Origin of the sequence: Streptomyces lincolnensis (assembly GCF_001685355.1) — a bacterium.
GTDB lineage: Bacteria > Actinomycetota > Actinomycetes > Streptomycetales > Streptomycetaceae > Streptomyces > Streptomyces lincolnensis.
The window spans coordinates 5,612,661-5,625,787 of record NZ_CP016438.1; the positions used below are offsets into that span (position 1 = coordinate 5,612,661).

Below are 13,127 nucleotides of genomic sequence, written 5' to 3' on the forward strand. Positions count from 1 at the left end.
GTTCTTCCCAGGCCCAGCTCAAGGGGCGGGCGGGCGGCGCGAATTGATGCGCCGCCCGCCCGCCCCTTGCGTGTGCGCGCCCCGGCCGTGAGCCTTCTCTCTCTTGGTGCAAATGGCTTCAATAATGTGCATAAAGGATGCTCGGCGTGAGGGTGTCGTCCCCTTGGCGTGTATGTTCCGGGGCCGAGAGCCATGGAAGGGACCAATCCGGTGAACAAGAAGCTCGCGGCCGCACTGTCCGGCGGTGCGGTACTGGTACTGGCGCTGTCCGGATGCAGCAGTGACGACAGCAGCGAAAAGCTGAACTCCTGGGCCAAGGACGTCTGCGACGCCGTACAGCCGCAGGCCAAGAAGATCGCGGCCGCCAACGCCGCGATCCAGAAGGAGACCTCGGACAACAGCACACCGGAGCAGGTCCGGAAGACCGACGCGCAGGCCTTCCAGGACATGTCGGACGCCTACAAGGCGATCGGGGCCGCCGTGACCAAGGCCGGGGCGCCGGACGTCGAGAACGGCGAGAAGAAGCAGCGGGACGCCGTCAAGGAGCTCAACGGCCTGTCCACGTCGTACGCCTCCCTCAAGGCACAGGTCGACAAGCTCGACACGAAGGACCAGGCGAAGTTCGCGGACGGCCTCAAGGACATCGCGACCTCGCTGGACAAGCTGAGCCAGACCGGCAACGACGCCCTGAAGACCCTGGAGGAGGGGGACGTCGGCAAGGCCATGGCCAAGCAGGAGAGCTGCAAGTCGGCCTCCGCGACGCCGTCCGCGACCACGGGCTGAGGCGCGGCCCGAGACGTCCCGCGCCGGTCGGCGGGCCGAGCGCTCCGGGCGGTCCGCGGGTCACAATGGGGGCGTGAGTGACACCGGCCTGCACGCCCTGCCCGCTTCCGACCGCCCCGACGTCAGCGCCCGGCTGAGGGACGCCCTGCTCCGGGCGTCCTTCACCGCCGACGGGCTGCTCGACCTCCTCGGCGCGCCCGCGTACGCGGCGCTCGCCCGGAGTGAGACCGTGCCCGCGCTCCGGGCGACACGCGGGGACACACCGCTGGAGACGCTCGTACGGCTGTTCCTGTTGCAGCAGCCCGTGCCGCACGCGCCCGTGGCGGACGTTCTGCCGGTCGCCGAGTGCCTGGAGGCCGGCTGGCTGGTTCCGGCCGGTGCGGACGAGATCGCGGCCGCCGTGGACGTACGGCCGTACGGCGGGCCCGGCGGCGAGGACTGGTTCATCGTGTCCGACCTCGGATGCGCGGTCGGCGGCGCGGGCGGCATCGGTAGCCGGGACGAGGGCGTCGTCCTCGGCGTCGGCGGCGCTTCCACCACCCTGGCCGGCATCACCGTCCGTACGCCCGTCTCCGCCGCCCTGGACCTGGGCACCGGCTCGGGGATCCAGGCGCTGCACGCCGCCCGGCACGCCACGCGCGTGACGGCGACCGACCTCAACCCGCGCGCCCTGCACATCACCGCGCTCACGCTGGCCCTGTCCGGCGCTCCCGCCGCGGACCTGCGCGAGGGTTCGCTGTTCGAGCCGGTCCGGGACGACGAGACATACGACCTGATCGTGTCGAACCCGCCGTTCGTGATCTCGCCGGGGGCGCGGCTGACGTACCGGGACGGTGGCATGGGCGGGGACGATCTGTGCCGCTCGCTCGTTCAGGGGGCGGGGGAGCGGCTGAGCGAGGGCGGGTTCGCGCAGTTCCTCGCCAACTGGCAGCACGTGGAAGGGGAGGACTGGCAGGAGCGACTCAGGTCCTGGGTGCCGCGCGGGTGCGACGCGTGGATCGTGCAGCGCGAGGTGCAGGACGTCACGCAGTACGCCGAGCTGTGGCTGCGGGACGCCGGTGACCACCGCGGTGACACGACCGAGTACCAGGCGCGCTACGACACCTGGCTGGACGAGTTCGAGGCGCGCAAGGTGAAGGCGGTCGGCTTCGGCTGGATCACCCTGCGCAGGACGGATGCCGACGTGCCCTCCGTCACCGTGGAGGAATGGCCGCATCCGGTCGAACAGCCGCTCGGGGAAGCGGTGCGGGCGCACTTCGAGCGTCTCGACTACCTGCGGGCACACGATGACGCCTCGCTCCTCGAAGCGCACTTCCGGCTCGTCGCCGAGGTCGTCCAGGAGCAGGTGGGGCTGCCCGGTGCCGAGGACCCGGAGCACGTGGTGCTGCGTCAGAACCGCGGGATGCGCCGGGCCACCAAGGTGGACACCGTCGGCGCGGGCTTCGCGGGCGTGTGCGACGGCTCGTTGAGCGCCGGGCGCATCCTGGACGCCATTGCCCAACTGGTGGGTGAGGACCCCGTGTTGCTGCGAGACCGTACGCCCGCGCAGATTCGGTTGCTGGTGGAGCAGGGGTTCATCGAGCCGGCGTGACCTCCTTCGGCGCGGCGTGAAGCTCGCCGGTCGGCGTGACGTCTGGGGTGCGCCCGCCCTCCCGAGGCCCGTGTGTCCATTCTGATGGGATTGTTGGCGAAAAGCCCTCCTGTCAGTGGGGCGTGCGAAGCTACCTTCTAGGGACAAACGCCGCGCGTTCTCGGGGGAGGCGCGCGCTGTCTCGGGGGAGGCGCCATGGCGGGGGAGACGCCGGACCAGGGTGAGGGAAGGGTCATCAACAGCCGGTACCGGCTGCTGCGGGCCCTGGGCGCGGGCGGCATGGGCCGTGTGTGGCTCGCGCACGACGAGGAGCTGGCCTGCGAAGTCGCGATGAAGGAGATCGCGCTGCCGGACGGGCCGATGGACGCGGGCGAGCCGTCACAACGTATCGCGCGCGCCCGCAGCGAGGCCCGGCACGCGGCACGACTGCGCGGGCATCCGCATGTGGCGACAGTGCACGACGTGGTGGTGCACGAGGGGCTGCCGTGGATCGTCATGGAGCACGTCCCGGACGCGGTCGACCTCCAGGCCGTCGTACGGCGTTCCGGGCCGCTGCCGCCCTCCCAGGTGGCGCGGATCGGACTCGCCGTCCTCGACGCGCTGACCGCCGGACACCGCATCGGCATCCTCCACCGGGATGTGAAACCGGCCAACATCCTTCTGGCGCCCGACTCCTCGGGCGACCCCTGCGCGCGCGTGCTGCTCACCGACTACGGCATCGCCCTCCAGCCCGAGTCCCGCGAGCCCCGGCTCACCGCCACCGCCGGCATCCTCGGCACGCCCGGCTACCTCGCACCGGAGCGGGCCCGCGGCGAGCCGCCCACGCCGGCCGCCGACCTGTTCTCCCTCGGCGCCACGCTGTACCACGCCGTCGAGGGTCGCGGCCCCTTCGACCGCCACGGCGAGTACGCGACCCTCACGGCCCTGCTCGGCGATGAGCCCACACCGCCGGTGCGGGCCGCCGAACTCACCCCGGTGCTGCTCGGGTTGCTGGTCAAGGACCCCGTGCGCAGGTTCGCGCCGGAGGTGGTGGCGCGAGGGTTGGGGCGGGTGGTGCAGGGGGCGGCGGGCGCGGGATTCGGGCCGCCGCCCGGCACTCCGCAGACCGCCGGTACCGCCCAGACGCCGGGCACGCCGCATACGCCGGGGCCTCCGCCGCCGTCGGCGGGTGCGCCGCAGACGTTCCGTACGCCGTCCAGCCCGCAGGCGTCTCAGGCCTCGCACTCGCCTGCGGGCGGCCCCTACGACGTCGGGGGGCCGGGCACGCCGGGGAGCGGGGCCCCTGCCACGCCCGCGCATCCGTCCCCGGAGCCCGGCAATCCGTATGCGCAGGGGACCGCTGCATCTCCGTACGCCGGATCGCCGTACGCGGGGAGCGGCAGCCCGACACCGTACGCCGGAAGCGGCAGCCCCACGCCGTACGCCGGAAGCGGCCCGCCGCCGTACACGGGCGGCACGCAGGGCGGTCCCTGGGGGCCCGGCGGCGGTGGCGCGGGTCCGCCCTCGGCGCCCGGTGGGCGGAAACGCCTCGCCCTCGTCGCCCTCGTCGTGGCCGCCGTTCTCGTCATCGCCGGGGGAGCGTGGGCGGCCGTGTCGCTCACCGGGGACGACGGCGGCGACCGGAACGCGGTGACGAAGAAGTCGCCCCCGCCGAGCGCGTCGCAGGGCACGCCGTCCCCGACGGGGCCCGTGCTGCCGTACGGCGATGCCGTCGGGCTCGGTGAGCCCTTGGAGACCGGGGACTGTGTGCAGGCGGTCTGGTCGGGGACGCCGTTCAGGTCGGTGCCGAACCTGGGCGTGGTGGACTGCGCCGACGACTGGCCGGACGGTCAGGTCGTGGCGGTCGACACGGCCATCGACCACGCCGACGCCCGCGCCGAGGGGGCGAAACGGTGCGCGAACCAGAGCCGCACGATCGTCGAGGCGCTGCCGGACGCGGCCGGCTACGCCGTCGTGCCCACCGCCGAGGGCTTCACCACGGCGGGCGGAGGTACGGCATGTCTCGTACTGGGCCGCCATGCCGCGATAGGCGGCGAAGTGGGCCGCTTCCGCGACGCCGGCACGAATTTGTGGGTGGGTCAGATGAGCATCGGCGACTGCTGGACCTACGAGGAGCTGGAGGAGGGCTACGAGGCCCCGCTCACCGACTGCGCCGAACCCCACACGGACCAGGTCGTCGGCACCGTCCAGGCACCCGCGGACATGAGCTACAAGAAGGGCATCGACAACGCGACCAAGCTGTGCGGCAACAAGTTCGAGCCGACCTGGGCACCGGGACGGGAGCGGAACACGTTCGGCTGGGTGGCCGACAAGGACGACTGGGAGCAGGGCTTCACCAAGGTCGTGTGCACCGTGGGACGGGCCGACAACGGCAGGACGACCGGAAAAATACGTGAACCCGGCTCGGTCTGAGGCGCCTCCGAGCGCGTCCGGCCCGCTCCCAGGGGCCCCGCACCGTGACCCCGCGCGAGCGGAACGGGGGAGTCCGCGGCCCTGTCGATCCCCCGTTCACCCAGGGTTCTCCTGGCCGCCGCCCGCGCGTGTCAGCCTCCACGCACTGGACACCCGCGGTCTGAGAACGAAGGGGCGGCACAAGCCATGGAGAGCGGACCGGCGATCTTCGCGGGCCTGGTGTTCGCCCTGTTCGGAGGCGGCCTGCTGGTGTGGACGGCGGTCCGTGTACGGCACCGTCAACCGGTGGCCCACGGTGTGAGCCCTGTCGCATCCGCGACCCTCGCGACCCTCTTCGCGCTGCTCGCCCTCGCCCTCGGAACCTGGTGCTTCAGCCACCTGTGAAGTCGCCTGTGAAGCCGCCTGCGGGACCACCCACGAGGGCCGCTGCGCACGAGGCGTGCAGGTAACTGAGGGATCACCCTCCGGATGGGCTCGAAAAGGCCGGTGGATACTCCGGGCGGCAGGAATGGCGGTAGTCGGGTTACCGTTCGAGTGGCCGTTGCGGGCTTTTCCCGTTTGACACGGGGGCGGGATGTACCGTCACACTCCGCAGCGTCAGCATGACCCGACCCCGGGAACCAAGGCCTGGGGAGAGATCCCAGCGTCGACCGGAGAGAAGAGCGAAGTTGTCCCCGACCAGCGAGACCGCACAGGGCGGCCGCCGACTCGTCATCGTCGAGTCGCCTGCCAAGGCGAAGACGATCAAGGGCTATCTCGGCCCCGGATACGTCGTCGAGGCGAGCGTCGGGCACATCCGCGACCTCCCCAACGGCGCCGCCGAAGTGCCCGAGAAGTACACCGGCGAGGTCCGTCGCCTCGGGGTGGACGTCGAGAACGACTTCCAGCCGATCTACGTCGTGAACGCCGACAAGCGGGCCCAGGTCAAGAAGCTCAAGGACCTGCTCAAGGACTCCGACGAACTCTTCCTCGCCACCGATGAGGACCGCGAGGGCGAGGCCATCGCGTGGCACCTCCTGGAAGTGCTCAAGCCCAAGGTCCCGGTCAAGCGCATGGTGTTCCACGAGATCACCAAGGACGCGATCCGCGCGGCCGTCGCCAACCCGCGTGACCTCAACCAGCGCATGGTCGACGCCCAGGAGACCCGCCGTATCCTCGACCGCCTCTACGGCTACGAGGTCTCGCCGGTCCTGTGGAAGAAGGTCATGCCGCGGCTGTCCGCGGGCCGTGTCCAGTCCGTCGCCACCCGGCTCGTCGTGGAGCGGGAGCGGGAGCGCATCGCGTTCCGTTCCGCCGAGTACTGGGACCTGACGGGCACCTTCGCGACCGGCCGCGCCGGGGACCTCTCGGACCCGTCGTCGCTGGTCGCCCGCCTCCAGAGCGTCGACGGCAGGCGGGTCGCTCAGGGCCGCGACTTCGACTCCCTGGGGCAGATCAAGAGCGCGAACACCCTCCACCTCGACGAGGCGAACGCCCGCGCCCTGGCCGCGGCCCTGGAGCAGACGCGCTTCGCGGTCCGCTCGGTCGAGTCCAAGCCGTACCGCCGCTCGCCGTACGCCCCGTTCCGTACGACGACCCTCCAGCAGGAGGCCAGCCGCAAGCTCGGCTTCGGCGCGAAGGCGACCATGCAGGTCGCCCAGAAGCTGTACGAGAACGGCTACATCACGTACATGCGTACCGACTCCACGACACTCAGCGACACCGCCGTCGCCGCCGCTCGTGCCCAGGTCACGCAGCTGTACGGGGCCGACTACCTGCCCGCCTCCCCGCGCACCTACGCCGGGAAGGTGAAGAACGCGCAGGAGGCGCACGAGGCGATCCGCCCGTCGGGTGATCGTTTCCGCACGCCCGCCGAGACCGGCCTGACCGGCGACCAGTTCCGGCTCTACGAGCTGATCTGGAAGCGGACCGTCGCCTCGCAGATGAAGGACGCGACCGGCAACTCCGTCACGGTGAAGATCGGTGGCACCGCCGCCGACGGCCGGGACGTCGAGTTCAGCGCCTCCGGCAAGACGATCACCTTCCACGGCTTCCTCAAGGCCTACGTCGAGGGCGCCGACGACCCGAACGCCGAGCTGGACGACCGCGAGCGCCGGCTGCCCCAGGTCAGCGAGGGCGACGCGCTGTCCGCCGAGGAGATCACGGTCGACGGGCACGCCACCAAGCCCCCGGCCCGCTACACCGAGGCCAGCCTGGTCAAGGAGCTCGAAGAGCGCGAGATCGGCCGCCCGTCGACGTACGCGTCGATCATCGGCACGATCCTCGACCGCGGCTACGTCTTCAAGAAGGGCACGGCCCTGGTGCCGTCCTTCCTGTCCTTCGCCGTGGTCAACCTCCTGGAGAAGCACTTCGGGCGGCTCGTCGACTACGACTTCACCGCCCGGATGGAGGACGACCTCGACCGCATCGCCCGCGGTGAGGCGCAGGCCGTGCCGTGGCTGAGGCGCTTCTACTTCGGCGAGACCGTGCCCGACAGCGGCTTCGCCGCGGGCGGCGGCGGTGGCGCGGCCGAAGCCGGCAACGGCGACGGGGACCACCTCGGTGGCCTCAAGGAGCTGGTGACCGACCTGGGCGCGATCGACGCCCGCGAGGTGTCGTCGTTCCCGGTGGGCAACGACATCGTGCTCAGGGTCGGGCGCTACGGCCCGTACGTCGAGCGCGGCGAGAAGGACTCCGAGAACCACCAGCGGGCCGACGTGCCCGAGGACCTGGCCCCGGACGAGCTCTCCGTCGAGCTCGCGGAGGAACTGCTCGCCAAGCCGAGCGGCGACTTCGAGCTGGGCGCCGACCCGGTCACCGGCCGTCAGATCATCGCCCGGGACGGCCGCTACGGCCCGTACGTCACCGAGGTGCTCCCCGAGGGCACCCCGAAGACCGGCAAGAACGCCGTGAAGCCGCGTACGGCCTCGCTGTTCAAGTCGATGTCGCTGGACACGGTGACGCTCGAGGACGCGCTCAAGCTGATGTCGCTGCCGCGCGTGGTCGGCGCCGACGCCGAGGGCCAGGAGATCACCGCGCAGAACGGGCGGTACGGGCCGTACCTGAAGAAGGGCACGGACTCGCGCTCGCTCCAGGCCGAGGAGCAGCTCTTCACGATCACCCTCGAAGAGGCGCTGGCGATCTACGCCCAGCCCAAGCAGCGCGGGCGGGCCGCCGCCAAGCCGCCGCTGAAGGAACTGGGCACGGACCCGGTCAGCGAGCAGCCGGTGGTGGTCAAGGACGGTCGCTTCGGACCGTACGTGACCGACGGGGAGACCAACGCGACCCTGCGCTCCGGCGACAGCGTCGAGGAGATCACCCCGGAGCGAGGCTTCGAACTGCTCGCCGAGAAGCGGGCCAAGGGCCCCGCCAAGAAGACGGCGAAGAAGGCGCCCGCGAAGAAGGCCCCGGCCAAGAAGGCGACGGCCGCCAAGAAGACCGCGGCGAAGAAGACCACGACCGCGAAGAAGACGACGGCGAAGAAGACCACCGCGAAGACGGCCGCCAAGAAGGCGACGGCTTCGAAGTCGGCGTCCGAGGACTGAGCCGAGCCCTCTTCCCTCACGGATTCCGTCACGGAGGCTTCGCAAAACGAACGCCCCGGCATCACTTTGGTGTCGGGGCGTGCGCACGTTCGGACGGGCCCTCCAGCCTGTCGGTGGCTCCCGATAGGCTGAAAGCATGACCCCAGCCGAGCAGCCAACGGCCCTTCACCCGGCCCCCGACGACGCCCTGGTCGCGGACTCCCGCGAGCGCGCCGTCCGCGCCCTGCTGCGCCGACCGCAGCTGAAACGGCTGTGGAGCGCCCATCTCGTGGGCGGTATCGGCGACACGCTCGCGCTCTTGGTGCTGGTCGTCCTCGCGCTCCAGGCGGCGATCGCCGAGGGTTCGTTCGGCGGCGGGTACCGGGGCGTGGCGTTCGCAGTGGCGACCGTTTTCGGTGTGCGCATCCTGGCGACACTGCTCTTCGGTGCCGTCCTGCTCGGCCCGCTGACATCGCTCACCTCCCAGGAGGGCCCCCTCGACCGCCGCTGGACCATGGTCGGCGCGGACGGGCTGCGGGTCCTGGCGCTCATCGTGGCGCCCCTGTGGATCGACTGGACGCCCGCGGACGCCCTGGCGATCGTGCTGGTCACCGCCTTCGTGACCGGGATCGCCGAGCGGTTCTGGACGGTGTGCCGGGAGAGCGCGGCGCCCGCGCTGCTGCCCGCCCCGCCGCCGGAGGGCGCGACGGTACGACCGCTGCCGGACCACATGGACGCGCTGCGCCGCCTGTCGCTGCGGACCAGCTTCGTGGCGATCCCGCTCGCGGCCGCCGCCCTGGTCGTCGCGGGCCTGCTCAACAACCTGCTGGGCTCCGGGATCGCCTGGTTCGCCCAGCACCAGGCGGCCCTCGGCTCGTACGTCGCGGCCGGACTGTTCGCCGCGTCCCTGTCGGTGCTGACCTTCCTGGAACTGCCCGACACCCGCACCCCGCGCGCGCGTTCGCCGCTGGAGGGACTGCGCCGGCCCAAGAGCGGCACGGACGCCGACAGGGGCCGTACCGGCGCCCTCCCGCTGCTGGTGCTCTCCGGCGCGGCCGTCGCCGGGGCGGTGGCGGCCGCGGTCGCCGTGGCCGTGCTGCACGCCAAGGACCTGGGCGGCGGCCCGGTGCTCTACGGCCTGCTGGTGGTCGCCCTGACCGGCGGGGTCGTCGTCGGCATCCGTACGGCACCGAGGGTCCTGCCGACGCTGTCGCGGCGCCGGCTGCTGGCGCTGGCGATCGCCTTCACCGGTGTCGCGCTGCTGGCCGCCGGGCTCGTCCCGGACGTGACCAGTGTGGTGCTGATCCTCGCCTTCGCGGGCGCGGGCGCGGGTGCGGCCGCCAACACCGGGCACACGCTGCTGGACCAGGAGACCGAGGAGTACCGGCGGGCACGGACCACCGAGCACCTGCACGCGGTCGTCCGCGTGTGCGTGGCGCTCGGCGCGGTCGTCGCGCCCGTGGTCGCGGCGGCGATCGGCCCGCACCGCCTGGAGAACGGCAAGTTCGTCTTCGCCCACGGCGGCGCGGCCTTCACGCTGATGCTGGTGGGCGCGCTGCTGCTGCCGGTGGCCGCGCTCGTGCTGGCCAAGGTCGACGACCGGTCCGGCGTGCCGCTGCGCACCGACCTCAAGGACGCGCTGCTCGGCGGGGACGACCCGGAGACGGTGCCCGCGTCGAACGGCTTCTTCATCGCCCTGGAGGGCGGCGACGGGGCAGGGAAGTCCACCCAGGCCGAGGCGCTCGCCGAGTGGATCCGCGCCAAGGGACACGAGGTCGTCGTCACCCGCGAGCCGGGGGCCACGCCCGTGGGCAAGCGGCTGCGGTCGATCCTGCTGGACGTGTCGAGCGCCGGACTGTCGCACCGGGCGGAGGCGCTGCTGTACGCGGCGGACCGCGCGGAGCATGTGGACACGGTGGTGCGGCCCGCGCTGGAGCGCGGCGCGGTGGTCGTCTCGGACCGCTACATCGACTCCTCGGTCGCCTACCAGGGAGCGGGCCGGGACCTGTCCCCGACCGAGATCGCCCGCATCAACCGGTGGGCGACGAACGGCCTCGTACCGCATCTGACCGTGCTGCTCGACGTCTCGCCGGAGATCGCGCGCGAGCGGTTCACCGAGGCGCCGGACCGGCTGGAGTCGGAGCCGGCCGAGTTCCACGCGCGCGTGCGCTCCGGTTTCCTCGCGCTGGCCGCCGCCGACCCCGGCCGCTACCTGGTCGTGGACGCGGGCCAGGAGCCCGAGGCCGTCACCACCGTCGTACGGCATCGGCTCGACCACATGCTGCCGCTGTCCGAGGCCGAGATCCTGGCCCAGGAGGAAGCGCGCCGCAAGGCCGAGGAAGAGGCCCGGCGCAAGGCCGAGGAGGAGGCCGCCCGCAAGGCCGAGGAGGAGCGCCTGGAGCGGGAGCGCCAGGAGCAACTGGCCCGGCTGCGTGCCGAGGAGGAGGAGCGCAAGCAGCGCGAGCTGGAGGAGGCGCAGCGGCGCGAGGCCGAACGGCAGGCGGAGGAGGCCCGGCTGCGGGCCGAGGAAGCGCGTCGACGGGCCGAGGAGGAACAGGCCCGGCTCCTCGCCGAGGAGAAGGCGCGCGCCGAGGAGGAGGCACGCCGGCAGGCCGAGGCGGACCGGCTCCGCAAGCAGGCCGAGGAGGAGGCCCGGCTGCGCACCGAGGCCGAGGCGCGACGGCTGGAGAAGCAGCGCAAGGCCGAGGAGGCACTGCTGCGGGCCGAGGAGGCCCGCCGCCAGGCCGAGCAGGCGGCGGCCGCGGCCGCGGCGGGACCCAGGACGGGGACGGGATCCACGGCTGCCGGATCCGCGCCGGAGGCGATGACCGTGCCGACGCCGGTGGTGACATCGACGAACGCGTCGGGCGGTCCGGTGGACGAGACGGCGGTGCTGCCCCGGGTGCGGGACGAGCGGGCCGACGGGACCGACGGCCGCTCGCCGGGCGCTCCTTCCGAGGGTGCCGCTCCCGGCGGGCCGGACGCCGAGGTGACGGCCGAGCTGCCGCAGCCGCCCGCGCCGGCGGGCGCCGCGGACGAGACGGCCGTACTGCCGCCGGTTCCGCCGGGGGCCGCCGACGAGACCGCGGTGCTGCCTCCCGTGCCTCCTGCGCCGCCCGGTGCCGCCGACGAGACGGCCGTACTGCCGCCCGTCCGGGACGAGGAACCCTCGGACCGGGTTCCGCCGGGGTACTTCCGTGACGAGCGGCCGGGGGCCCGGCCGGACGGGACCGAGGGCCGTACGCGTGAGCTTCCGCAGGTCGACGAGACGGGCGCGCCGGCACCCCGGCGGCGGAGCCGGTCCGACTGGGCCGAGGAGACGCCGCTGGACGATCTGCCCACGCTGGCGGACGAGTTGCTCGGGCCGCACGGCGAAGAGCACGGCGATGAGTACGGTGACGAAGGCGGCCGCGGGCGGCGTCGGGGCCGGGGACGCTGAGGCCCGCCCGGCGGTCGTCGTCGACCTCGTTGTCAGTGGCAGCCCGCACAATGGGTGCTGTGCCATGGGGCGTGACGGAAGGGCGGGGTGAGGGATGAGCGTCTGGGACGACCTGGTGGGCCAGGAGAAGGTGAGCGAGCAGCTCGGTGCCGCCGCCCGGGATGCCGATGCCCTGGTCACCGCGACCACCGCGCACACACCGCCGCCCGAGGCGTCGAAGATGACGCACGCGTGGCTGTTCACGGGCCCGCCCGGCGCGGGCAGGAACCAGGCGGCGCGGGCCTTCGCCGCCGCCCTCCAGTGCGTCAGCCCCGACCGCGCCCTCGGCGGGGCCCCCGGCTGCGGTTTCTGTGACGGCTGCCATACGGCACTGGTCGGCACCCACGCCGACGTCAGCACCGTGGCCGCCGTCGGCGCGCAGATCCTCGCCGACGACATGCGGGACACCGTCCGCAAGTCGTTCACCTCGCCGGCGAACGGCCGCTGGCAGGTCATCCTCGTCGAGGACGCCGAGCGGCTGAACGAGAAGTCGGCCAACGCCGTCCTCAAGGCCGTGGAGGAGCCCGCCCCGCGCACGGTGTGGCTGCTGTGCGCGCCCTCCGTCGAGGACGTCCTGCCGACCATCCGCTCCCGTTGCCGCCACCTGAACCTGAGCACGCCCTCAGTCGACGCCGTCGCCGACATGCTCGTACGCCGTGAGGGCGTCGAGCCCGCCGCCGCCCTGGCCGCCGCCCGCGCCACCCAGGGCCACGTCGACCGGGCCCGCCGTCTGGCCACCGACCCGGCCGCACGCGAGCGCCGCGCCGCCGTTCTCAAGCTGCCCCTGCGTGTCGACGACATCGGCGGCTGCCTCAAGTCCGCCCAGGAACTGGTGGACGCGGCGGCCGAGGACGCCAAGCAGCTCGCCGAGGAGAGGGACGGCAAGGAGACCGAGGAACTCAAGACGGCGATGGGCGCCTCCCAGGGCGGCCGGATGCCGCGCGGCACCGCGGGTGTGATGAAGGACCTGGAGGACAAGCAGAAGCGGCGCCGGACGCGGACGCAGCGCGACAGCCTCGACGTCGCCCTCACCGACCTCACCGCCTTCTACCGTGACGTCCTCGCCCTCCAGCTCGGCTCCCGGGTGGCGATCGCCAACGCGGACGTCGGGGACACCCTCGAACGGCTCGCCCGCGCCGGCTCCCCCGAGTCCACGCTCCGCCGCATCGAGGCGATCGCCGCCTGCCGCGAGGCCCTCGACCGCAATGTGGCGCCCCTGCTGGCGGTGGAGGCGATGACGATGGCGCTCAGAGCGGGCTGACCGCGCTCACGTCGGCACGGCGCCCTCGGGACACCGGCGGGCCGCCGACCGGCACGGATCCGATCACAGAAGGTTGACGGCGTCCCTCGTACGGGGAAT

7 protein-coding genes are annotated in these 13,127 nt (G+C 72.7%); all 7 read left to right on the forward strand.

Annotated elements, in window-relative coordinates:
• Nucleotides 1-192: 192 nt before the first annotated feature.
• Nucleotides 193-783 (forward strand): small secreted protein, encoded by a 591-nt coding sequence (locus tag SLINC_RS25065; RefSeq protein WP_067437333.1) that lies wholly within the window; start codon nt 193-195, stop codon nt 781-783.
• A 73-nt stretch (nt 784-856) separates the two neighbouring features.
• On the forward strand, nt 857-2,374 hold the full coding sequence (locus SLINC_RS25070; RefSeq protein WP_067437336.1) for a DUF7059 domain-containing protein: 1,518 nt from the start codon (nt 857-859) through the stop codon (nt 2,372-2,374).
• Between the two features lie 195 nt (nt 2,375-2,569).
• A complete protein-coding gene (locus SLINC_RS25075) occupies nt 2,570-4,786 on the forward strand; it encodes a serine/threonine-protein kinase (protein WP_067437339.1) in 2,217 nt (738 codons plus the stop codon).
• Between the two features lie 186 nt (nt 4,787-4,972).
• Nucleotides 4,973-5,170, forward strand: coding sequence for a hypothetical protein (locus SLINC_RS25080; protein ID WP_067437342.1), 198 nt, complete (start codon nt 4,973-4,975; stop codon nt 5,168-5,170).
• Nucleotides 5,171-5,454: 284 nt separating this feature from the next.
• The gene (topA, locus tag SLINC_RS25085; RefSeq protein WP_067437345.1) at nt 5,455-8,310 is read left to right on the forward strand and encodes a type I DNA topoisomerase; all 2,856 of its coding nucleotides are present in this window, start codon (nt 5,455-5,457) and stop codon (nt 8,308-8,310) included.
• 136 nt (nt 8,311-8,446) lie between these two features.
• Complete coding sequence (gene tmk / locus SLINC_RS25090) at nt 8,447-11,728, forward strand: dTMP kinase (RefSeq protein WP_067437348.1); 3,282 nt, start codon at nt 8,447-8,449, stop codon at nt 11,726-11,728.
• A 94-nt stretch (nt 11,729-11,822) separates the two neighbouring features.
• Entirely contained in the window at nt 11,823-13,028 is a 1,206-nt protein-coding gene (locus SLINC_RS25095; RefSeq protein ID WP_067437350.1) for a DNA polymerase III subunit delta', read from the forward strand.
• Nucleotides 13,029-13,127: the final 99 nt, after the last annotated feature.

Coding starts and splice junctions, on each gene's coding strand:
- SLINC_RS25065 (WP_067437333.1), top strand. CDS start 193: ATGGAAGGGACCAATCCGGTGAACAAGAAGCTCGCGGCCGCACTGTCC.
- SLINC_RS25075 (WP_067437339.1), top strand. CDS start 2,570: ATGGCGGGGGAGACGCCGGACCAGGGTGAGGGAAGGGTCATCAACAGC.
- SLINC_RS25080 (WP_067437342.1), top strand. CDS start 4,973: ATGGAGAGCGGACCGGCGATCTTCGCGGGCCTGGTGTTCGCCCTGTTC.
- tmk (WP_067437348.1), top strand. CDS start 8,447: ATGACCCCAGCCGAGCAGCCAACGGCCCTTCACCCGGCCCCCGACGAC.
- SLINC_RS25095 (WP_067437350.1), top strand. CDS start 11,823: ATGAGCGTCTGGGACGACCTGGTGGGCCAGGAGAAGGTGAGCGAGCAG.